The sequence below is a fragment of the Streptomyces capillispiralis genome (assembly GCF_007829875.1).
Classification (GTDB): domain Bacteria; phylum Actinomycetota; class Actinomycetes; order Streptomycetales; family Streptomycetaceae; genus Streptomyces; species Streptomyces capillispiralis.
Map to the genome: position 1 here is coordinate 2,164,607 of NZ_VIWV01000001.1, position 21,867 is coordinate 2,186,473.

Annotated in this window: 20 protein-coding genes; 7 read left to right on the top strand and 13 right to left on the bottom strand. The window is 73.7% G+C overall.

The window, feature by feature from the left end; all coding sequences use genetic code 11:
- Positions 1-73 precede the first annotated feature (73 nt).
- The 4 genes from FHX78_RS08745 to FHX78_RS08760 are packed head-to-tail and all read left to right on the top strand — an operon-like array spanning position 74 to position 2,830.
- Positions 74-685 carry a hypothetical protein gene (locus FHX78_RS08745; RefSeq protein WP_341874747.1) on the top strand — a complete coding sequence of 204 codons (612 nt, stop codon included), beginning with the start codon at positions 74-76 and terminating at the stop codon, positions 683-685.
- Positions 682-1,032, top strand: coding sequence for a transcriptional regulator (locus FHX78_RS08750; RefSeq protein WP_145866890.1), 351 nt, complete (start codon positions 682-684; stop codon positions 1,030-1,032). The genes FHX78_RS08745 and FHX78_RS08750 overlap by 4 nt, the downstream gene beginning before the upstream one ends.
- Positions 1,029-1,940 carry an ABC transporter ATP-binding protein gene (locus tag FHX78_RS08755; protein ID WP_167531718.1) on the top strand — a complete coding sequence of 304 codons (912 nt, stop codon included), beginning with the start codon at positions 1,029-1,031 and terminating at the stop codon, positions 1,938-1,940. Before FHX78_RS08750 ends, FHX78_RS08755 begins: the two co-directional genes overlap by 4 nt.
- The gene (locus FHX78_RS08760; RefSeq protein WP_145866891.1) at positions 1,937-2,830 is read left to right on the top strand and encodes an ABC transporter permease; all 894 of its coding nucleotides are present in this window, start codon (positions 1,937-1,939) and stop codon (positions 2,828-2,830) included. Before FHX78_RS08755 ends, FHX78_RS08760 begins: the two co-directional genes overlap by 4 nt.
- Before the next feature lie 30 nt (positions 2,831-2,860).
- Here the strand turns inward: FHX78_RS08760 and FHX78_RS08765 are convergent, their stop codons facing one another.
- Both FHX78_RS08765 and FHX78_RS08770 read right to left on the bottom strand, forming a co-directional pair.
- Complete coding sequence (locus FHX78_RS08765) at positions 2,861-4,138, bottom strand: AI-2E family transporter (RefSeq protein WP_229924177.1); 1,278 nt, start codon at positions 4,136-4,138, stop codon at positions 2,861-2,863.
- Between the two features lie 60 nt (positions 4,139-4,198).
- Positions 4,199-4,393 carry a DUF3046 domain-containing protein gene (locus FHX78_RS08770; protein WP_145866892.1) on the bottom strand — a complete coding sequence of 65 codons (195 nt, stop codon included), beginning with the start codon at positions 4,391-4,393 and terminating at the stop codon, positions 4,199-4,201.
- Between the two features lie 78 nt (positions 4,394-4,471).
- On the opposite strand from FHX78_RS08770, the gene FHX78_RS08775 reads away from it, so the two are divergent.
- Positions 4,472-5,416 (top strand): hypothetical protein, encoded by a 945-nt coding sequence (locus FHX78_RS08775; RefSeq protein ID WP_145866893.1) that lies wholly within the window; start codon positions 4,472-4,474, stop codon positions 5,414-5,416.
- A gap of 62 nt (positions 5,417-5,478) precedes the next feature.
- Here FHX78_RS08775 and FHX78_RS08780 read toward each other — a convergent pair whose 3' ends face one another.
- From FHX78_RS08780 to FHX78_RS08790, 3 genes are read right to left on the bottom strand one after another with little or no spacing between them, the layout of a single operon-like run.
- Complete coding sequence (locus FHX78_RS08780; protein WP_145866894.1) at positions 5,479-5,787, bottom strand: AzlD domain-containing protein; 309 nt, start codon at positions 5,785-5,787, stop codon at positions 5,479-5,481.
- The gene (locus FHX78_RS08785; protein ID WP_167531956.1) at positions 5,784-6,500 is read right to left on the bottom strand and encodes an AzlC family ABC transporter permease; all 717 of its coding nucleotides are present in this window, start codon (positions 6,498-6,500) and stop codon (positions 5,784-5,786) included. Before FHX78_RS08785 ends, FHX78_RS08780 begins: the two co-directional genes overlap by 4 nt.
- Positions 6,401-7,399: an AraC family transcriptional regulator gene (locus FHX78_RS08790; protein ID WP_167531719.1), complete on the bottom strand. Its 999-nt coding sequence runs from the start codon at positions 7,397-7,399 to the stop codon at positions 6,401-6,403. Before FHX78_RS08790 ends, FHX78_RS08785 begins: the two co-directional genes overlap by 100 nt.
- 107 nt (positions 7,400-7,506) lie before the next feature.
- On the opposite strand from FHX78_RS08790, the gene FHX78_RS08795 reads away from it, so the two are divergent.
- Positions 7,507-12,438 (top strand): ATP-dependent helicase, encoded by a 4,932-nt coding sequence (locus tag FHX78_RS08795; RefSeq protein ID WP_145866896.1) that lies wholly within the window; start codon positions 7,507-7,509, stop codon positions 12,436-12,438.
- 72 nt (positions 12,439-12,510) lie between these two features.
- Positions 12,511-13,320 carry an Fpg/Nei family DNA glycosylase gene (locus FHX78_RS08800; RefSeq protein WP_145866897.1) on the top strand — a complete coding sequence of 270 codons (810 nt, stop codon included), beginning with the start codon at positions 12,511-12,513 and terminating at the stop codon, positions 13,318-13,320.
- A 47-nt stretch (positions 13,321-13,367) separates the two neighbouring features.
- Here the strand turns inward: FHX78_RS08800 and FHX78_RS08805 are convergent, their stop codons facing one another.
- From FHX78_RS08805 to FHX78_RS08840, 8 genes are all read right to left on the bottom strand, one after another.
- On the bottom strand, positions 13,368-13,622 hold the full coding sequence (locus FHX78_RS08805) for a hypothetical protein (protein WP_145871798.1): 255 nt from the start codon (positions 13,620-13,622) through the stop codon (positions 13,368-13,370).
- Positions 13,623-13,758: 136 nt separating this feature from the next.
- Positions 13,759-14,229, bottom strand: a complete 471-nt coding sequence (locus FHX78_RS08810; protein WP_145866898.1) for a Dps family protein — start codon at positions 14,227-14,229, stop codon at positions 13,759-13,761.
- A 184-nt stretch (positions 14,230-14,413) separates the two neighbouring features.
- A complete protein-coding gene (locus FHX78_RS08815) occupies positions 14,414-14,794 on the bottom strand; it encodes a helix-turn-helix domain-containing protein (protein WP_145866899.1) in 381 nt (126 codons plus the stop codon).
- A 109-nt stretch (positions 14,795-14,903) separates the two neighbouring features.
- Positions 14,904-15,449 (bottom strand): CinA family protein, encoded by a 546-nt coding sequence (locus tag FHX78_RS08820; RefSeq protein WP_145866900.1) that lies wholly within the window; start codon positions 15,447-15,449, stop codon positions 14,904-14,906.
- On the bottom strand, positions 15,446-16,324 hold the full coding sequence (pgsA, locus tag FHX78_RS08825; protein ID WP_145866901.1) for a CDP-diacylglycerol--glycerol-3-phosphate 3-phosphatidyltransferase: 879 nt from the start codon (positions 16,322-16,324) through the stop codon (positions 15,446-15,448). Before pgsA ends, FHX78_RS08820 begins: the two co-directional genes overlap by 4 nt.
- Positions 16,321-17,796, bottom strand: a complete 1,476-nt coding sequence (rimO, locus tag FHX78_RS08830; protein WP_145866902.1) for a 30S ribosomal protein S12 methylthiotransferase RimO — start codon at positions 17,794-17,796, stop codon at positions 16,321-16,323. The genes pgsA and rimO overlap by 4 nt, the downstream gene beginning before the upstream one ends.
- 93 nt (positions 17,797-17,889) lie before the next feature.
- On the bottom strand, positions 17,890-18,723 hold the full coding sequence (locus FHX78_RS08835) for a helix-turn-helix domain-containing protein (RefSeq protein WP_145866903.1): 834 nt from the start codon (positions 18,721-18,723) through the stop codon (positions 17,890-17,892).
- Positions 18,724-18,975: 252 nt separating this feature from the next.
- Positions 18,976-21,693: a DNA translocase FtsK gene (locus tag FHX78_RS08840; RefSeq protein ID WP_189908739.1), complete on the bottom strand. Its 2,718-nt coding sequence runs from the start codon at positions 21,691-21,693 to the stop codon at positions 18,976-18,978.
- Between the last annotated feature and the right edge of the window lie 174 nt (positions 21,694-21,867).

Sequence of the window (21,867 nt, forward strand, 5' to 3'; positions counted from 1 at the left end):
ACTTGCCCACTCGGAAAGTCGACGGTAACTTTCCCACCAGGAAAGTAGAACGCCGTGTCGCACAGGGGAGGCGATGGCCGTGAGTACGCCGGTGGATGCCGAACAGGCATGGAAGGACCTGCAGCGCATCCGGGTGCCGCAGGAGCGGGTGTACGACGAGATGGAGCGGTCGGGGTCCGGGGGCCCGGGTGCCACCTACGCCGCGGCTGCCCTCATGTGGGCCTTCCTGGCCGGCGTGGGCCTGGACCTCCCCCTGTGGGGCGTCTGGCTGGCCGTCGCCGTCTACGTCGCGCTGCTGAGCGCGCTCCTCGCGATCCAAAGCCGCAGGAGCCGCATGCGGCTGCACCACTCCCGCTACAACAGGCGGACGTTCGTGACGTTCGCCGGAGGCGCGCTGGTGACCGGCGGGACGGCCCTGCTGGCCGGCCTGCTGGTCGAGCCGCTGGAGCCGCCGCTCGGCGGCCTGATCCGGGCGACGGTCACGACGGCCGCGTTCCTGCTGTTCACCGGGCCGGCGAGCCGCTGGGCGATCGGCTCGCTGCGGGGGCACGCGGCCCGGGCGGCCCACGGAGGTGCCGGCCACACCGGGCGGGCGGCCCACGGAGGTGCCGGCCACACCGGGCGGACGGCCCACGAAGGCGGGGACCACACCGACGGGGCACCGCGCGGAGGTGCGGACCGATGAGCACCCCCGCGGGCTTCGACGAGCTGATCCATCCCGCCACCCGGCTGTCGGTGGTCGCGCTGCTCGCCACCACCGAATGGGCGGAGTTCGCGTTCGTCCGCGACAGCCTCTCGCTCAGCGACTCCGCGCTGTCCAAACAGCTGCACACCCTGGAGGACGCCGGATATCTGGAAGTGCTGAAGGAGGGCGGCGGCCGCAAGCGGCGCACGAAGGTCCGGCTGACGGACCGCGGCCGCGCCGCGTTCGAGGGGCATGTGGCCGCGCTCCGGGCGATCGTCGAGGGTGCCGGGGCCCCCGGGGCCGAGTCCGGCCCGGCCGCGCGGCGGCCCGCGGAGGCGGGGCGATGACGGCCGCCGTCCCCGCCGACCGCACCGTCGTCCGGGCCCGCGACGTCCGTATGTCGTACGGCGCCGTCGACGTGCTCCACGGCGTCGATCTGGACATCCGCCGCGGCGAGGTCTTCGCCCTGCTCGGCCCCAACGGCGCGGGGAAGACCACCACCGTGGAGATCCTCGAGGGCTTCCGGAAGCGGTCCGCCGGGGAGGTCCGCGTCCTCGGCGCGGACCCGGAGCGGGGTGACGACGCCTGGCGCGGCCGCATCGGACTGGTGCTGCAGTCCTGGCGCGACCACCGCCGCTGGCGGGTGGCCGAGCTCCTTGCGCACTTCGGGACCTACTACCCCGACCCGCGCGACCCGGTGGAGCTGCTGGGCCTGACCGGGCTGACGGGGCAGGCCGACCGGCGGGTGGAACTGCTGTCCGGCGGCCAGCGGCGGCGCCTGGACGTCGCACTCGGGATCGTCGGCCGGCCGGAGCTGCTCTTCCTCGACGAGCCGACCACCGGCTTCGACCCCGAGGCGCGGCACCGGTTCCACGCCCTGGTCGAACGGCTGGCCCGGGACGAAGGCGTCACCGTCCTGCTCACCACCCACGACCTGGCGGAGGCCGAACGGCTCGCGGACCGGATCGGCATGCTGGTCGGCGGCCGGATCCGGGCCTGCGGCACCCCGTCGGACCTGGCCCGGCAGGCCGCCGCACAGGCCGAGGTCCGCTGGACCGCCGACGACGGCACGCACCACCGCGAACGCACCGCGGACCCGTCCCGGCTGGTCTGGGAGATGCACCGGGACGCGGACGGGCCGATCGCCGGCCTGGAGGTCCGCCGCCCGACGCTGGAGGACACCTACCTGCACATGGTGCATCGGCACGCCGACGGCACGGACGGGGCCGCGGAGGGGGAGGAACGGATCGCATGACGAACGACACAGCCGGGGCACACCGGCCACAGGGGCCGCGCCGCCCGGCCTGGCGTACGGGGTGCCGACGCGGCGTCATCGAAGTGCGGCACCTGCTCCGCAACCCGAAGGAGATGTCGGGCCACGTCACCAATGTGGTCGTGGCCCTGCTGGTCGCCGCCTACATCAGCGACGACGTGCCAGGCACCGACACCCCGCTGGCCCATCTGGTGCTCGCGGGCTTCGCCGCCTACCTGCTGTTCCAGATCGGCCTGATCAGCCTCCCGCAGATGCTCGTCACCGAGCGGGAGGAGGGTGTTCTGCTGCGGCTGCGCGCCACGCCCGGCGGGATACCGGCGTATCTCGTGGCCAAGTGCCTGCTGCTGGTCACCATGGCGACCGGCAGCCTGGCGCTGCTCCTGGGAGCCTCGGCGCTGCTGGTGGACGGTCCGCTGCCGCGCGACGGGGGCGGCTGGGTGACGCTGCTGTGGGTCACCGCGCTCGGTCTGCTGGCCGTCGTACCGCTGGGCGCCGCCCTGGGCGCCGTGCTGCCCAACCCGCGGGAGGCGCTGGCCCTGATCGTGCTGCCCGCCATGGGGCTGCTGATCACCTCCGGAGCGGTCTTCCCGATCACCTCGCTGCCCGTGCCGGTCCAGCAGGTGGCCGCCGTCTTCCCGCTGAAGTGGATGGCCCAGGGACTGCGTTCGGCGCTGCTGCCGGACGCCGCGCGGGCGGCGGAGCCGGCCGGTTCCTGGGAGCTGCCCATGGTCGCGCTGGTACTGGCCGCCTGGGCGGTCGTCGGGTTCCTCCTGGCGGTGCCCCTGCTGCGGCGCGCGGCCCGCCGGGAGTCCGGCTCCCGCCTGGCCGCGCGCCACCGCAAGGCGGCGGAGAGCGGAGCGGTGCCCGCGTAGCCGGACCCCGCGCCGGTACGGGGCCCGGCCTCAGGAGGCTCCCGAGTCCTCGCCGCGGGGCCGCACCAGACGCGGCCGGCGGACCCACGGGAAACGGGCCCACGGGAGACGGACGCGCGCGAGGGTTCCCGGTTCTCCGCCGGGGCCCTGGTGCCCGTGCACACGGGGATCGTCCGTGACGTCGTACCGCTTCACATAGGCGCCGAGGAACGCCTGGAGGGTGGCGATCGCGGGGATGGCGATCAGCGCGCCGACGGCACCGAGCAGGGCGGTGCCGGCGACGACCGAGCCGAAGGCGACCGCCGGGTGGATGTCGACGGTCCTGGCGGTCAGCTTGGGCTGCAGGACGTAGTTCTCGAACTGCTGGTAGAACACCACGAAGATCAGCACCCACAGCGCGTACCACGGGTCGACCGTGAAGGCGATCAGCATGGGCAGCGCACCCGCGAGATAGGTGCCGATGGTGGGGATGAACTGCGACACCAGTCCCACCCAGACGGCGAGGACGGGCGCGTAGGGCACCTCGAGGATCTCCAGCAGCACGAAGTGCGCCAGGCCGGAGATCAGGGCCATCAGTCCGCGCGAGTACAGGTAGCCGCCGGTCTTGTTCACGGCGATCTCCCACGCGCGCAGCACCTCGGCCTGCCGGGCGGGCGGCAGCAGCGAGCAGACGGTGCGCCGCAGCCGCGGCCCGTCGGCGGCGAAGTAGAAGGAGAAGAGGCCCACGGTCAGCAGCTGGAAGAGACCGCCGAGGACCTGGGCGGACACGTCGAGGACGCCGGTGGCGCTGTTCTGGACGTAGTTGCGCAGCCAGTCGGAGCGCAGCAGGCCCTCCTGGATGTCCACCCGCCGCAGCTCGGTGTGGAAGTGCGCGTTGACCCAGTTGATCACGGAGTCGAGGTAGTCCGGGAAGTCCTCGACGATCTTGATGATCTGGCCCGCCAGCATGGACCCGAGCAGGGTGACGAAGCCCGCCGCCGTGATCAGTACGCCCAGGAAGACGAGGAACGTGCCCAGGCCCCGGCGCACCCCGCGCGCGGCCATCCAGCTCACCGCGGGTTCGACGGCGAGCGCCAGGAAGAACGCGATCAGGACGTTGATCAGCAGCCCGGTGAGCTGGTGGAAGGCCCAGCTGCCGAGCTGGAACACGGCGATCAGCGCGAGCGCGAGCACCATGGCGCGCGGCAGCCAGCGCGGCATGCGGGCACCCGGCCGGGCCGTGGGGTCCACCGGGGGGCCGGCGGGCGGCGGCGCTCCGGGCGCGGTGGGATGCCGGGCTGCCTGCCCGGTCTCGTCAGTGGTTGCCACGGCTCAAGTCTCGCCCACACCGGCGGCGGGACGTCCGCCGCCCGTCGGTCTCTGTGACGATCAGCGCTTCTCCAGGGGGACGTGCATCACCGAGCAGACCACGTGCCAGACGTCCTTGGCGCTCCAGCCGGCCGCCAGGGCCTCGTGCACCGTGCGCCCGCCGAGCTCGGACATGACATGGTCCCGCGCGAAGGTGTCGGCATACCCCGCACCGAAGTGCTCCGTCATCCGCTCCCAGAAAACCGTCAACCGCATGCCCCCAGTATCCCGCCTGTGGGGGTGGCCCCGGGCCGGTGCGCCTGCGGGCACCACTTTGCCCCTACGGTCGGACCCATGGCCGATACCGGAGCTGCCCCGACGCCCCCGACCTCCCCGCCGCAGGGCCCGCTCGCGCGGGCGGAGCGGTTCGTCTGGCTCACCGCGCGGGTGCTCGAACAGCACCTCTTCGCCCACCACTTCCGGGACGGCGGTGCCGGCCCGGTGGAGCGGGCGCTGGACGCCTACCGCAACGAGGACGGCGGGTACGGTCACGGGCTGGAGCCCGATCTGCGCGGTCCGGTCAGCCAGCCGCTGCACACCGCCCGCGCGCTGCGGGTGCTGGACGCGGTGGGGCGCTGCGGCGGCCGCCGCGCGGAGGACGTCTGCCGCTACCTGACGTCCGTCTCCACGGCGGACGGCGCGCTTCCGGCGATCCATCCCGGGCAGCGCGGCTATCCGGCGGCGCCCTTCGTGCCGGTCGTGGACGACCCGCCCGGGGAGCTGCTGGCCACCGGGCCGGTGGTGGGGCTGCTGCACCGCGGCGAGGTGTGGCACGCCTGGCTGTTCCGCGCCACGGACTTCTGCTGGCGGGCCGCGGAGTCGCTGGAGAGGTCCCACCCCTACGAGGTGGAGGCCGCGGTGGCGTTCCTGGACAACGCCCCCGACCGCGCCCGCGCGGAGGCCGCCGCCGACCGGCTGGGCCGTCTGGTACGCCGGCAGCGGCTCGCGGCACTCGACCCGGACGACCTCGACGCGTACCCGGTGGCGCCGGGCTACGCCCCGCGCGAGCACCACTTCCCGCACGACTACGCGCGGACGCCGCACTCCCTGGCGCGCGCGTGGTTCACGGACGAGGAGATGGCACGCTCCCTGGACTTCCTCGCGGCCGAGCAGCAGGAGGACGGCGGCTGGCCCGTGCGGTGGCGCCAGTGGGCCCCGGGTCCCTCTCTGGAGGCGCGCTCCATGGTGACGATCGACGCCCTGCGCACGCTGGAGGCGTACGGCCGCCCCGTCCGCTGAGCGACGTCCCTGCGCGTCCCCCCGCGTCCCCGCGCGGGGACGCCGAAGCCGCGGCCGCCGCCTCATCCGCCCAGGGCTCGCACCCCCGCCGTAACGACGACGGCCGATGCGACGACGAGCAGGAACGGGGCGCGCAGCACCAGGGCCACGGCGGCCGCCGCCACCCCCGCCGCCCGGGCGTCCAGGACCAGCGCCTGGCCGTCGGAGAACGTCTGCTGGGCCGTCAGGGCGGCGAGCAGGGCGACCGGCAGCAGCGCGGCGAGGCGCCGCACGACGGGCCGTTCCAGGGCCCCGGCGGGCACCAGCAGCCCGGCGAGTTTGACGGCGTAGCAGCCGACGGCCGTCACGCCGATCGCGATCCAGATGTTCAACGGTCCCCCTCCGGTGCGTCACCGCGCGATGCGCTCCCGCGGCCCCGTGCCCACAGCACGGCCGGCGCCGCGAGCGCGGCCACCAGGACCGGCACTCCGGCCGGCAGGACGGGCAGCAGACCGAGCCCCAGGAGGACGGCGAGCCCGGCGACGGTCCGCTCGGTACCGGCCCGCAGCATGGGGGCGAGCAACGCCAGGAAGACCGCGGGACCGGCCGCGTCCAGCCCCCACGCGTCGGTGTCCCCGATGGCCTCGGCGCCCAGCGCGCCGAGCAGCGTGGTGAGGTTCCACAGCAGGTACAGGCTGAGCCCGGTCACCACGAACCCGATGCGTGCGCCGCGCCGGGTGGGCTGGGCGAGCGAGACCGCGGCCGTCTCGTCGATGACCCACTGGGCGGCGAACGGGCGCACCGCGCGGGGAAGCGCCAGCAACTGCGACAGGCGCAGCCCGTAGAAGGCGTTGCGCACCCCGAGGAAGAACGCCCCCGCGGCGGCCGTGAACGGGCTGCCGCCGGCCGCCAGCGCCCCCACCAGCGCGAACTGGGACGCACCGGTGAACACCAGCAGGCTGAGCGCGCACGTCTGGAGCAGGGTGAGCCCGCTGCCCGCCGAGGTCACGCCGAAGGCGAACCCGGAGAGCCCGACGGCGATCCCGACCCCGAGGGCGTCCCGTACGACGGCGCCGTCCGGTTTCCCTCCTCCGTCGTCCCGTATGTCCGCGTGTGCTGCTGTCCGCTCCGTTGCCACGCCCCCGACGGTACGAGGGGGCCGGGCCGCGCGTCTTGTACGTTCTTGCGCTCGCGCTGGTACGCGCCCGGGGGCACGCCGACGATCCGGCCGAAGTGCCGGTTCAGGTGCGGCTGGTCGGTGAAACCGACCGCGACGGCCGCCTCCGACGGCGCCGTCCCGGCGTCCAGCAGCCGCCGTGCGCGCCGCACGCGCGCGTCGGTGAGCCAGGTGTGCGGCGGCATCCCGTAGGTGTCCCGGAAGGCGCGCAGCAGGGCGAAGGGGCTGGTGCCGAGTTCGCCGGCCAGCCGCTCCAGCGTCGGCGGCGCGGCCATCCGCTCCTCCAGCAGGGTCCGCGCGCGTGCGGCCATCCGGGCGCCCGCCGTGCGCACCTCGCGCCGCGGCGGTGACCCGCCGTTCAGCCGCAGCAGCCGGGTCACGGCCACCCGGAGCAGGGTGTCGGCGGCGAGCGCGTTGCCCTCGTCGGTGGCCCGCAGCACCTGGTGCACCAGGTGGACGGCGTACGGGTCGTCGAGGACCGGTGCGACGAATCCCGGGGTGCCGCGCAGCGCGGTGGTCTCGGCGGCGATCGCGGCCACCACCTCCGGTGACGGGTACACCGCCCCGTACCGCCATCCCTCGGGGACGCCCGCCCTGCCGGTGTGCGGGGTGTCGGGGTTGACGAGCGCGAGGGCTCCGGCGCCCGCGTACACGTCTTCGCCGCCGTGGTGGAAGACCTCCACGCCGTCGGCGATGGCGGCGATCACGAAGTGCTCGTGGGTGTGCCGGACGAACGTCTTCCGTATGTAGCGGGCACGCAGCAGGTCGACACCGGGCAGTTCGTCGTACCGCCAGTGCCGCGCACGCTCCTTGCGCGATTCCGCCATGCGGCCATTGTCCCCGCCGTCCCCGTCCCCTGGTCCGCCCCCGTCCGGAACACCCCAGGTCCGCCCGGCTCGGCCGCATTGTCAGTGCCGGGGTGCACGATGGACGCATGGTCAGCGATCCGCACCGGGCCCTCGACGGCTTCTCCCCCGCGACCCGCGGCTGGTTCACGGGGGCGTTCTCCGCGCCCACCGCCGCCCAGGCCGGCGCGTGGCGGGCCATCGGGGAGGGGTCGGACGTGCTGGTGGTGGCCCCCACCGGCTCCGGGAAGACCCTGGCCGCCTTCCTCGCGGCCCTGGACCAGCTGGCCTCCACTCCCGCGCCCGCCGACCCCAAGAAGCGTTGCCGCGTCCTGTACGTCTCGCCGCTGAAGGCCCTGGCGGTCGACGTCGAGCGCAACCTCCGCAGCCCGCTGACCGGCATCCGCCAGGAGTCCGTCCGCCTCGGGCTGCCCGAGCCCGAGGTGAAGGTTGGCATCCGCTCCGGCGACACCCCGCCGGCCGAGCGCCGCGCCCTGGCCACCCGGCCGCCGGACATCCTGATCACCACCCCGGAGTCGCTGTTCCTGATGCTGACGTCCGCCACGCGCGACGCGCTGACGGGCGTGGAGACGGTGATCCTCGACGAGGTGCACGCGGTCGCGGGCACCAAGCGCGGCGCGCACCTGGCGCTCTCCCTGGAGCGGCTGGACGAGCTGCTGCCCCGGCCGGCCCGCCGCATCGGCCTGTCGGCGACCGTGCGGCCGGTGGACGAGGTCGCCCGGTTCCTGTCCCCGCGCCGCAAGGTGGAGATCGTCCAGCCGAAGTCGGGCAAGGAGTTCGACCTCTCCGTCGTGGTGCCGGTGGAGGACCTGGGCGAGCTGGGCGGCTCGCCGGTCGCCGACGGCTCGGAGGGCGCCGAGCGCCCGTCGATCTGGCCGCACGTCGAGGAGCGGATCACCGACCTGGTGCAGTCCCACCGCTCGACCATCGTGTTCGCGAACTCCCGCCGCCTCGCCGAGCGGCTGTGCAACCGGCTCAACGAGATCGCCTACGAGCGGGCCACCGGTGAGCCCCTGGACGAGCACCACTCCCCCGCCGAGCTCATGGGCGGCTCCGGAGCCGCCCAGGGCGCCCCCTCGGTCATCGCCCGCGCCCACCACGGTTCGGTCTCCAAGGAGCAGCGCTCCCTGGTCGAGGAGGACCTCAAGGCGGGCCGGCTCCCCGCGGTGGTCGCCACCTCCAGCCTGGAGCTGGGCATCGACATGGGCGCCGTCGACCTGGTGGTCCAGGTCGAGTCGCCGCCGTCGGTCGCCTCCGGGCTCCAGCGCGTCGGCCGCGCGGGGCACCAGGTGGGCGCGGTCTCCACGGGCGTGGTGTTCCCGAAGTACCGGGGCGACCTGGTGCAGGCCGCCGTGGTGACCGAGCGGATGCGCACCGGCGCCATCGAGTCCCTGAGGGTGCCCGCCAACCCACTGGACGTCCTGGCCCAGCAGCTCGTCGCCATGACGGCCATGGACACCTGGCAGCTCGACGACCTGCTCGCCATGGTCCGCCGCGCGGCGCCGTTCGCCTCGCTGCCGGAGTCCGCCTTCACGGGCGTGCTGGACATGCTCGCCGGCCGCTACCCGTCCGACGCGTTCGCGGAGCTGCGCCCGCGCGTGGTGTGGGACCGGGTCACGGGCGAGATCACCGGCCGCCCAGGGGCCCAGCGCCTGGCCGTCACCTCCGGGGGCACGATCCCCGACCGCGGCCTCTTCGGTGTCTTCCTGGCCGGCGCCGACCCCAAGAAGGGCGGCGGACGGGTCGGCGAGCTGGACGAGGAGATGGTCTACGAGTCCCGCGTGGGCGACGTCTTCACCCTCGGCACCAGCTCCTGGCGCATCGAGGACATCACCCGCGACCGGGTCCTGGTCTCTCCGGCGCCGGGCGTGCCGGGCCGGCTGCCGTTCTGGAAGGGCGACCAGCTGGGCCGCCCGCTGGAGCTCGGCCGCGCGGTGGGCGCGTTCCTGCGCGAGGTGGGCTCGCTGACCAAGGACGACGCCCGGCTGCGGCTGCTGGCGGCCGGACTGGACGCCTGGGCCGCGGACAACGTGCTGTCCTACCTGGACGAACAGCGCGAGGCCTGCGGCCACGTCCCCGACGACCGCACCATCGTGGTCGAGCGCTTCCGCGACGAGCTGGGCGACTGGCGGGTCGTGGTGCACTCACCGTTCGGCGCCCAGGTGCACGCCCCGTGGGCGCTCGCGCTCGGCGCCCGTCTCTCCGAGCGGTACGGCATGGACGCCCAGGTCATGCACGCCGACGACGGCATCGTGCTGCGCCTGCCGGACGCCGATCTGATGGGCCTCGACCTGCTCGACCAGGCACCGGTGAAGGCCGGCACCGAGTACGACGCGGACCGGGCCCCGGTGGGCGCCGCCGACGTCGTCTTCGACAAGGGCGAGGTGGACCAGGTCGTCACCGACCAGGTGGGCGGCTCGGCGCTGTTCGCCTCCCGCTTCCGCGAGTGCGCCGCCCGCGCGCTGCTGCTCCCGCGCCGCAACCCCGGCCGGCGCACCCCGCTGTGGCAGCAGCGTCAGCGTGCCTCCCAGCTCCTCCAGGTCGCGGGGGAGTTCGGCTCCTTCCCGATCGTCCTGGAGGCGGTCCGCGAATGCCTCCAGGACGTGTTCGACGTACCGGGCCTCGTCGAGCTGATGGGCGACCTGGAGTCCCGCAAGGTGCGCCTCGTCGAGGTCACCACCCCCGAACCGTCCCCGTTCGCCCGCTCCCTCCTCTTCGGCTACGTCGCCCAGTTCCTGTACGAGGGCGACTCCCCGCTCGCCGAGCGCCGCGCCGCCGCCCTGTCGCTGGACTCGCGGCTGCTGGCCGAGCTGCTCGGCCAGGCGGAGCTGCGCGAGCTGCTCGACGCCGAGGTGCTGACCGAGCTGGAGCGCGAGCTGCAGTGGCTCACCGAGGACCGGCGCGTGAAGGACGCGGAGGGCGTGGCCGACGTGCTGCGCGTGCTCGGCCCGCTCACCGAGGCCGAGCTGGCCGAGCGGGGCGCCGAGCCGCGGTGGGCGCGGGAGCTGGCCTCCGCGCGGCGCGCGATCCGGGTGCGGGTCGCGGGCGCCGACCACTGGGCGGCGATCGAGGACGCCGGGCGGCTGCGCGACGCGCTGGGCACGGCGCTGCCGGTCGGCGTACCGGAGGCGTTCACCGAGCCGGTCAAGGACCCTCTCGGGGATCTCCTCGCCCGGTTCGCGCGGACCCACGGACCCTTCACGTCGGCCACCGCGGCGGCCCGCTTCGGCCTGGGGGTGGCGGTCACCGAGGGCGCCCTCCAGCGACTCTCCGCGGCGGGCAGGATCGTCCAGGGCGAGTTCCATCCGGCCGGGATCGGACAGGAGTGGTGCGACGCGGCCGTGCTGCGCCGACTGCGCCGGCGTTCCCTGGCCGCCCTGCGGCACGAGCTGGAGCCGGTGCCACCGCCCGCGCTCGCGCAGTTCCTCCCCCAGTGGCAGCACATCGGAAAGGGGCACAACCTGCGCGGCGTCGACGGCCTGGTGCGGGCCGTCGAGCAGCTGCAGGGCGCCTCCGTGCCCGCCTCCGCCCTGGAGAAGCTGGTCCTGCCGTCCCGGGTGGCGGGCTACACCCCGGCGATGCTGGACGAGCTGACGGCGGCCGGGGAGGTGGTGTGGGCCGGCGCCGGTTCGCTCCCGGGGAAGGACGGCTGGGTCTCCCTCTACCTCGCGGACGCGGCCCCGCTGCTGCTCCCTCCCCCGCACCCCCTGGAGCTCACGGCCCTGCACCAGTCCGTCCTGGACGCCCTCTCCGGCGGCTACGGCCTGTTCTTCCGCCAGATCGCCGACCAGGTCCGCGCCACCACCCACCCCGAGGCCACCGACCCCCAGCTGGCCGACGCGTTGTGGGACCTCGCCTGGTCCGGACGGCTCACGAACGACACCCTCTCGCCCCTGCGCTCCCTGCTGGGCTCGGGCCGCACCGCCGGCGCCACGGCCCACCGCGCGAAGCGCTCGGCCCCGCGCGGGCGCTACGGCTCGCTCACGGCGGCCGCCCGCAGCGCCTCCCGCACCGGCCCGCCGACCGTCGCCGGCCGCTGGTCCCTGCTCGAGGACCGGGAGGCCGACCCCACGGTCCGCGCCCACGCCCTGGCCCGCACCCTGCTCGACCGGCACGGTGTGGTGACCCGGGGCGCCGTCGCCGCGGAAGGCGTCGAGGGCGGCTTCTCGGCGACGTACCGCATCCTGTCCGCCTTCGAGGAGACGGGGCAGGCCCGTCGCGGCTACGTGGTGGAGGGACTGGGCGCCGCGCAGTTCGCGATGGACGGGGCGGTGGACCGCCTCCGCGCGGCGGCCAACGCCCGGGACCGGGGTGACGGGCTGCCGGCCCCTCCCGGCACGAGCGTGCCCGACCCCTTCGGCGGGGCCTCCGACCCCTTCGCCACCCACGGCTTCGCCCCACCCACCGACGGCCCCGGCGAAAGCGTCCCGGGACACGACGGCTTCCCCGGCGCGTTCCCCGGCGAGGACGACACGCGCCCGCCCCACCCGGGGCCGGGCGACTACGTCTCCCCGCGCGACCGGGCCCCCCAGGCGCCGCCGCCCTGGCAGAACGGCGGGCGTGCCGCGTACGACCCCTTCGCCGGCCGCCCCACCGGCGCGGACCGCGCCCCACGCGCCGTCGTCCTCGCCGCCGCCGACCCGGCGAACGCCTACGGAGCCGCCCTGGGCTGGCCCGAGCCCCCGACCGGCGCCGGGCACAAGCCCGGCCGCAAGGCTGGCTCCCTGGTGGTCTTGGTGGACGGCGAGCTGACGCTCTACATGGAACGGGGCGGCAAGACGCTGCTGGCCTGGCCGGCCACCCCCGACGACGAGCCGGCCGACGACCCCCGGCTGCGGGCTGCCGCGGAAGCCCTCGCCGCGGCCGCCCGCGCGGGCTCCCTGGGCACCGTCACGGTGGAGCGGGTCAACGGCGCCTCGGCGCTGACGTCCCCGCTGGGCACCGTCCTGGAGGCCGCGGGCTTCATCGCCACCCCCCGGGGCCTGCGCCTGCGCGCCTGACCGGCGCCGGTGCCCCGGCAGCCCGTGCGGCCGGTCGGGCACCATACCCGGCCGGCGTGCAACCCTGGACGCATGCCCGAAGGAGACACGGTCTGGCAGGCCGCGCGGCGGCTGCACGACGCCCTCGCGGGCAAGGTGCTGACCCGCAGCGACCTGCGGGTCCCCCGGTTCGCCACGGCCGACCTCACCGGCCGCACCGTGCTGGACGTCACCCCGCGCGGCAAGCACCTGCTGACCCGTGTCGAGGGCGGCCTGACCCTGCACTCGCACCTGAGGATGGACGGCTCCTGGCGCGTGTACGCGGACGGGCAGCGCTGGAACGGCGGCCCCGCCCACCAGATCCGTGCCGTCCTCGGCACCGAGGACCGCACCGCCGTCGGCTACCGGCTCCCCGTCCTGGAACTGATGCGCACCACCGACGAGGACCGCGCGGTCGGCCACCTCGGACCCGACCTCCTCGGCCCGGACTGGGACCCCGGCCTGGCGCTGGCCAACCTCATGAAGGACCCGGCCCGCCCGCTCGGCGAGGCCCTGCTGGACCAGCGCAACCTCGCCGGCATCGGCAATGTCTTCAAGAGCGAACTCTGCTTCCTGCTCGGTGTCACGCCCTGGCTCCCCGTGGGGGACCTGCCCGCCGAACGGGCCGCGCACCTGCCCGGGCTCGCCAGGCGACTGCTGGAGTTCAACCGCGAGCGCCCGGTGCGCAGCACGACGGGCCGCCGCGGCCAGGACCTGTTCGTCTACGGCCGGGCACGCCGCCCCTGCCTGCGCTGCCGCACCCCCGTCCGCCTCGCCGACCAGGGCGACGGCTCGCGCGAACGTCCCACGTACTGGTGCCCCACCTGCCAGCCGGGCCCGGCGCCCACCCGCACACCCCGCTGACCGCTTACGGCCCAACCAAAGCCCTGATGCCGCTCATTGACGCCCGGTCAGCCCTGCGCGTCCGGCCCCCTCATCCCGTGACCGCCCGCGCGCCAGGCCCGCCGCCACCGCCCCGGAGCCAGTGCGCCCTCCGCCCGCGCCTTGGGCATGCAGTGCACCGGCAGCACACCCAGCCCCCACCCGCCGGCCGCGACCACGCCTTCCAGCACACCGGCGTCGGGCACCAGCAGCAGTCGCGCCACCGCCCACCACCACAGCGCGCCGACCCCCACAGTCGCGCCCCAGCGCACCACCCGCCCCATCGTCACCGCCGCCACCCCCCACGGCGGCAACGCTATGAGGCCGCACACCCCCACGCACAGGGCGCACCGGCGGCACACCGGCGCACCACGCCCGCGGGACCGCCCTGCGAAGGGCCTGCGGCCCCCCGGGGCCACGTCACCCGTTCTCGGCCTGGAACATCCAGTGCTGCTTCTCCAGGTCGGCGGTGATCGCGATGAGGACGTCCTGGCTGACCGGGTCCGGTTCCCCGGTCGCCGTGACCCGCTCCCGCATCCGGGAGATCACCGCGCCCAGCGCCTCCACGAGCGTGCCCACCGCGGTCGTGTCGTCGACCCAACCCTCGGGGGTCACTCCGATCCCGCTGCCGACGGCCACCGTCGCCGCACGCCCGTCGGGCGAGACGCCGAGCGCCGCGGCACGCTCCGCGACGGTGTCGGAGTGGGTGCGCGCGACGGTCACGACCTCGTCGAGCTGGAGGTGCACGGAACGGAAGCGCGGCCCGACCACGTTCCAGTGGATCTGCTTCGCCACCAGGGCGAGGTCCACCAGGTCGACCAGGGCACCCTGCAGCGCCTCGGACACGGTCTTCAGGTTCGCGTCGGACAACGGGCTCTTCACGACGTACATCCGCACCTCCGTGGCTGTCCCCCGTCTCGTCCCTCAACGATGACCGCCGCGCGCCGCACCGGCAAACGCACGGGGAACGTGCCGCGCATGCGAAAAACCCCGGCAGCACCCTCCCGGATCTTCCGGAAGGGCCCCTACCGGGGCATCTCACACCTTCACACCGCACACACGCGGAGCATCACGCTCACGCGGCGACGACGTCCACCGCCTCGGCGGGCGCCTTGATGGTCACCCGTTCCGGCGGCACACCGGTCACCGAAACGGAACCCAGCATCGGACGAACCGGCGTGGGTACGGGCGTGCTGGGGGTCGCTGCAGCAGACTGGGCCAGCTCGGCGAGAGCGAGCTCGTCGCTCACTTCCCGCATGAGTTCGGACATCCGTACGTCCAGCGCGTCGCAGATGGCGGAGAGCAGTTCGGAGGAAGCCTCCTTCTGCCCCCGCTCCACCTCGGAGAGATAGCCGAGTGAGACTCGGGCGGACGAGGAGACTTCGCGCAGAGTACGGCCCTGGCGTTGGCGCTGCCGACGCAGCACGTCACCCAGCAGGCGACGGAGCAGAATCATCGGTGGCTCCCTCCTCGGACCGCGTAGCCGCATCCTTCTCGCCCCACCGTACCGCCTACCGCCGCGGCCGTGCGGGGAGCGATGTCGTGTTCACTCAGGGCTGCAAACATCAAAACCCCCCGTTCCGTTCCGTATCCTGTGCCCGCTCATTCCCGGTCTGTTCGCCCGCAAGCTCCGTCAGAAGCAGTGCGAGTACGCTCCGTACACTCTCCATACGAATTTCCGCACGGTCGCCGTTCAACCGCAGACGCTCCACTTTTCCGCCACCGGCAGAACCGGAACCCGCTGCCGGAGGGCCGTCCACGGCGATGAACACCGTGCCGACGGCCTGACCGTCCTGGGGGTCCGGACCGGCGACACCGGTGGTCGCGATGCCCCAGTCGGCGCCCAGCGCCTTGCGGACACCGGCCGCCATCTGGGCCGCCACCTGCGGATCCACCGCTCCGCGCTGCGCCAGCAGAGTGGCGTCGACGCCGAGCAAGTCCCGCTTCAGCTCGGTCGCGTACGCCGTCACCGACCCGCGGAACACCTTGGACGCACCGGGGACGGCGGTGATCTCCGCCGCCACCAGGCCACCGGTCAGCGACTCGGCCACGGCGAGGGTCTCGCCGTTCACGGTGAGTAGTCGCACCACCTCGGTGGCCCTGGAACTCACGCTTCCGTCTCCTCCAACGCGGCCTTGCGCTCGGCGATTCCCTGCCTGCGCAGCACAATGGCCTGTTTCACATAGTCGAGTCCGGTGACCACGGTCAGCACGACCGCCGCGGCCATCACCCACCACCGCAGCGTCGCCAGCCAGCCCGTGAGCGCCAGCACGTACATGCCGACGGCCACGCCCTGGGTGAGCGTCTTCAGCTTGCCCCCGCGGCTGGCCGGGATCACGCCGTAGCGAATGACCAGAAAACGCAGCAGCGTGATGCCGAGTTCCCGGCCGAGGATCACCCCGGTGACCCACCACGGCAGGTCGCCCAGCGCGGAGAGGCAGATCAGGGCCGCTCCCATGATCGCCTTGTCGGCGATGGGGTCGGCGATCTTCCCGAAGTCGGTGACGAGGTTGTAGGTGCGCGCCAGGTGGCCGTCGAACAGGTCGGTGATCATGGCGATGGCGAAGGCCGCCCACGCCAGCGACCGCCATGCCGGGTCGTACCCGCCGTCGGCGAGCATCAGCGCGACGAACGCCGGCACCAGGAGCAGCCGGAGCATGGTCAGCAGGTTGGCGATGTTCCAGACGCTGGCCTGGTTGACGGCCGCCGCCGCGATCTTCGCGCCGCGCGCCGCCTCCGCACCGTCCTCGGAGTCGGCTCCGGCCCGGGACGCCGCGGCCCGGGCGGCCTCGTCGGCGTGCGGCTGGGCACTGCCCGCGCCACGGCCCGACAGCCCGCGCCTCGCGGTACCGCCGCCGGACGGTCCCGCACCCCGCCCCTCACGCGCGACCGCACGGCCGGCCCCGGGAACACCCCCGGGGGTGATGCTCGCCGCCCTCCGCGCGCCGGAGGGGCCTCCTGCCGCCGATGCCGGGACACCCGTCATCTGCCCGCCTCCTCACTCCACGCGAGCGAACCCTCGAACAGCGGCTCGGCCACCAGGTCGACACCTTCCGTGCCCACCACCTTCGCCTCGACCATACGGCCGACGCGCAGTCCCTCGCCGCTCGTGAGCAGCACCTGGCCGTCCGTCTCGGGGGCCTGGTGGGCCCCCCGGCCGTACACGCCCTCCGCCTCGTCCACGGACTCCACCAGCACCCGCACGGTCTCGCCGACCCGCTCCTCGGCACGCTGCGAGACGAGCTCCTCGGCCAGCCGGGAGACACGGGCCAGCCGCTCGGCGACGACGTCCTCGTCCAGCTTGCGGTCGTAGGTCGCCGCCTCGGTGCCCTCCTCGTCGGAGTAGCCGAAGACCCCGATGGCGTCCAGCCGCGCGTGGTTCAGGAACCGCTCCAGCTCGGCGAGGTCCGCCTCGGACTCCCCGGGGAAGCCCACGATGAAGTTGGAACGCACGCCGGCCTGGGGCGCCTTGCTGCGGATGGTGTCGAGCAGCTCCAGGAACCGGTCGGTGTCGCCGAAGCGGCGCATCGCGCGCAGCACGTCGGGCGCGGAGTGCTGGAAGGACAGATCGAAGTAGGGGGCGACCTTAGGGGTGGAGGTCAGCACGTCGATCAGGCCGGGCCGCATCTCGGCCGGCTGCAGGTAGCTGACGCGCACCCGCTCCAGGCCGTCGACCTCGGCCAGCTCGGGCAGCAGGGACTCCAGCAGGCGGATGTCGCCGAGGTCCTTGCCGTAGGAGGTGTTGTTCTCGGAGACCAGCATGATCTCCTTCACCCCCTGCTCGGCCAGCCACCGCGTCTCGTTCAGCACGTCGCTGGGGCGGCGCGAGATGAAGGAGCCGCGGAAGGACGGGATGGCGCAGAAGGAGCAGCGCCGGTCGCAGCCGGAGGCGAGCTTCACCGAGGCCACCGGGGAACCGTCCAGCCGGCGGCGCAGGGGCGCGCGCGGGCCGGAGGCCGGGGCGAGGCCCTCCGGGAGATCCACCGGGCCGTGGCCCGGGAGGGCGACCGAGGCGGCGGAGTCCTGGCGCTCGGCCGGGCTGATCGGCAGCAGCTTGCGCCGGTCGCGCGGGGTGTGGGAGGCGTGGATGCCGCCGTTCAGGATGGTCTGGAGGCGGTCGGAGATGTCGGTGTAGTCGTCGAACCCGAGCACACCGTCGGCCTCGGGCAGGGCCTCGGCGAGTTCCTTGCCGTACCGCTCGGCCATGCAGCCCACCGCCACGACGGCCTGCGTTCTTCCATGGCCCTTGAGGTCGTTGGCCTCCAGGAGGGCGTCGACCGAGTCCTTCTTGGCGGCCTCGACGAACCCACAGGTGTTGACGACGGCGACGTCGGCGTCCTCGGCGTCCTCCACGAGCTCCCAGCCGTCCGCCTCCAAACGGCCTGCGAGCTCCTCCGAGTCCACCTCGTTACGGGCGCAGCCAAGGGTGACGAGTGCGACGGTACGGCGTTCAGGCATGGGCTCAAGACTACTTCGTCCCGCCGGCACCCCACGTCGACGGGGTTGGCCGATCACGGCCGCCCCCGTCGCCGGAGTGCTCCGGGGGACCGCTCATCCGGCCTGCGGGTCGCCCTTGGTGTAGGTCAGGCGCTCGACGGCGCCCGGCTGCCAGTCGTCCTCGATCTTCTTGCCGTTCACGAACAGGTCGATGGCGCCGGCGTCGCCGAGCACCAGGTTGACCTTGAAACTGTCCTGGAAGGTCTTGGAGTCGCCCTGCTTGAGCAGTCCGTCGAAGAGCAGCCGGCCGTTGTGGTCCTTGGCGGAGATCCAGCTGCGTCCGTCGGCGGCGGTCACCCGGACGGTCACCTTGTCCTGCGGCGCGGCCGCGATGGCGCTGTCCGACGGGTCCGGCGCGGGGTCGGCCGGCTTCTTTGTCGTGGGGGTGGGCGAGGGCGAGGTGGTGGGCTCGGTGCCCTCGGCGACGTTGGCGTTGTCGCCGTCGTCCCCGCCGTTGACCATGGTGAAGCCGACGAAGCCGATCACGACGACGATGGCGGCGACCATGGCCGCGGTCCAGTTGGGTCCGCGCCGCTCCGGGCGGATGCGTTCCGCCTCGAACAGCGGAGCGGCGGGGGTGGGCGCCGGACGGCCACCCCCGTGCTCGCTCTCGTACTGGGCGATCAGCGGGGCCGGATCGAGGTGGACGGCCTTGGCCAGGGTCCGGATGTGCCCGCGCGCGTAGACGTCGCCGCCGCAGGGCGCGAAGTCGTCCGACTCGATGGCGTGCACGATGGCGATGCGGACCCGGGTGGCGCTACTGACGTCGTCGACGGTGAGCCCGGCGGCGATGCGCGCCCGGCGCAGCGCGTGCCCGACGGAGGGGCGGGCTTCCTCGGATACGTCTTCGAACGGACGCTCGTCTTCAGGGGAGTTGCCGATGGACACGGGGGCGCCTTTCGAGCGTGTAGCCACCTGTGCTGGAGGTTCAGTCTAGGAGGGGTACGAGAGGGTGGGGCAACTGGGCGGTGGAACTTTGTACGCCATCGGAATGGCCCGACATCCCGATGGTGGACCTCTTGTTCGTCGTTTCGCTCAACTTGACGTACGCCGACGGGAAACGGTTGCCCAATGATCCCTCACGGGTGGGTCACGATCGGCCACCCGGGTGCCCCGAGGCGACGACCGCGTCCCGTCCGCCTACCCTTCAGACTCCCCCCGGATCAGCGCGAGCACGCCATCCAGCTCATCAGGCTTCACAAGAACATCACGAGCCTTCGAACCCTCGCTCGGTCCGACGATGTTGCGGGACTCCATGAGGTCCATCAGCCGGCCCGCCTTGGCGAAGCCGACGCGCAGCTTGCGCTGCAGCATGGACGTCGACCCGAACTGGGTGGAGACGACCAGCTCGGCCGCCTGGCACAGCAGGTCGAGGTCGTCGCCGATGTCCTCGTCGATCTCCTTCTTCTGCTTGGTCCCGACGACGACGTCCTCGCGGAAGACGGGCGCCATCTGGTCCTTGCAGTGCTGGACGACGGCCGCGACCTCCTCCTCGGTCACGAACGCGCCCTGCATACGCGTCGGTTTGTTCGCGCCCATCGGCAGGAACAGCCCGTCGCCCTTGCCGATCAGCTTCTCGGCGCCGGCCTGGTCGAGGATGACGCGCGAGTCCGCCAGCGAGGAGGTGGCGAACGCCAGCCGGGAGGGCACGTTCGCCTTGATCAGACCGGTCACGACGTCGACCGACGGGCGCTGCGTGGCGAGCACCAGGTGGATGCCGGCGGCCCGCGCGAGCTGCGTGATCCGCACGATGGCGTCCTCGACGTCGCGCGGGGCGACCATCATCAGGTCGGCCAGCTCGTCGACGATCACCAGCAGGTACGGGTACGGCTGGAGCTCCCGCTCGCTCCCCTCGGGCGGTTTCACCTTGCCCTCGCGCACCGCGCGGTTGAAGTCGTCGATGTGCCGGTAGCCGTAGGCGGCCAGGTCGTCGTAGCGCAGGTCCATCTCGCGCACGACCCACTGCAGCGCCTCGGCGGCCCGCTTGGGGTTGGTGATGATCGGCGTGATCAGGTGCGGGATGCCCTCGTACGCCGTCAGCTCCACGCGTTTGGGGTCGACCAGGATCATCCGGACGTCCTCCGGCGTCGCCCGCATCATGATCGACGTGATCAGGCAGTTGATGCAGGACGACTTGCCGGAGCCGGTGGCGCCGGCGACCAGCATGTGCGGCATCTTCGCCAGCGAGGACATGACGTAGCCGCCCTCGACGTCCTTGCCGAAGGCGACCAGCATCGGGTCGTCGTCCTCGGCGGACTCCGCGAGCCGCAGTACGTCACCGAGGTTGACCATCTCCCGGTCGGTGTTGGGGATCTCGATGCCGACCGCGGACTTGCCGGGGATCGGGCTGATGATCCGCACGTCCGGGCTGGCGACGGCGTACGCGATGTTCTTGGTCAGCGCGGTCACCCGCTCGACCTTCACGGCCGGGCCGAGTTCCACGACGTAGCGGGTGACCGTCGGGCCGCGGGTGAAGCCGGTGACGGCGGCGTCCACCTTGAACTCCGTGAAGACCTTCCGCAGCGCCTCCACTATGGCGTCGTTGGCGGCGCTGCGCGCCTTGCCCGGGCCGCCCCGCCGGAGCAGGTCGAGGGAGGGCAGGGAGTAGGTGATGTCGCCGGAGAGCTGGAGCTGCTCCGCGCGGGCGGGCAGGTCGCGGGGCTCGGGGGGCGGCGCCTTGGTCATGTCCAGCACGCCGGCCGGGGGCCTGGCCTGCTTCGGCTCGTCCGCCGCCGGCTTCTTGCGCTGGGAGCGGGCCGCCGGGACCGGTGTCGGCGTGGTCGGCTCGCGGTCGCCGGCGCTCACCCCCTGCGTCAGGTCGGCGACGACCGGGGAGGGCGGCATCCCGTGCAGCACCGCCCCGTCGAGCGCCGCTGCCGCGGCGGCGGCCACGTCGACGGCGTCCAGGGGCCGGTCCGGGTCCGCCGGTGCCCTGCGGGGCCGGGTACGGCGCCGGGACAGCGCCTCCTGCTCGACGCCGTCGGGGTCGTACTCCTCGGGCGCCGGGCGGCGCCTGCGGCGGCCGGCGGGCAGCGCCTCGCGCCACTGCTCCTCGTAGCGCTCGTCGTCGGCGCCGAAGTCCTCCGGCTCGGGTTCGCTGACGAGCCCGAGCCGCTCGCCGAGCCGGCGCAGGCGCTGCGGAATGGCGTTCACCGGGGTGGCCGTGACGACCAGGAGGCCGAAGACCGTGAGCAGCACGAGCAGCGGCACGGCGAGGACGTCGGTCATGGTGGACGACAGCGGTGTGGCCGCGGCCCAGCCGATGAGTCCGCCCGCGTCCCGTACGGCCTGCATGCCGTCGCTGCGGGCGGGCGAGCCGCAGGCGATGTGGATCTGCCCGAGGACGCCGATGACCAGGGCCGACAGACCGATGACGATGCGCCCGTTGGCCTCCGGCTTCTCCGGGTGCCGGATGAACCGTACGGCGATGACGGCGACCAGGATCGGCACCAGCAGGTCGAGGCGGCCGAAGGCTCCGGTGACCAGGATCTCCACCAGGTCGCCGACGGGGCCCTTCAGGTCCGCCCAGGTGCCCGCGGCGACGATCAGCGCGATGCCGAGCAGCAGCAGCGCGAGGCCGTCCTTGCGGTGGGCGGGGTCGAGGTTCTTGGCGCCCTGTCCTATGCCGCGGAAGACGGCGCCGACGGCGTGGGCGAGACCCAGCCAGAGGGCGCGCGCGAGCCGGTAGACGCCACTGGTCGGGTTCGGTGTCGGCGCCGGCTTCCTGGCCACGGCCTTCTTGGCGGGAGCCTTCTTCGCCGGGGGCCTTCTGGCAGCGGCCTTCTTCGCCGGAGCCTTCGCGGAAGCGGCCGCCTTCTTCGCGGGCGGCTTCTTGGCTGCGGAGGGACGTGAGGCCATGGGTGTGAGGTTACCGGTGGAGACGGCGGGGGACACGCGTGACGGATGCTTCACCCGTTCGTGTCGCTCTCGTCGAGGCGCGAAGGTGACGCCGACAGGTCACGGACACCGGCACCATGACACCGACTCAGGCCCGGCCCCTCCGGACGGGCCGGACAACTGCCCTGTCCGCGG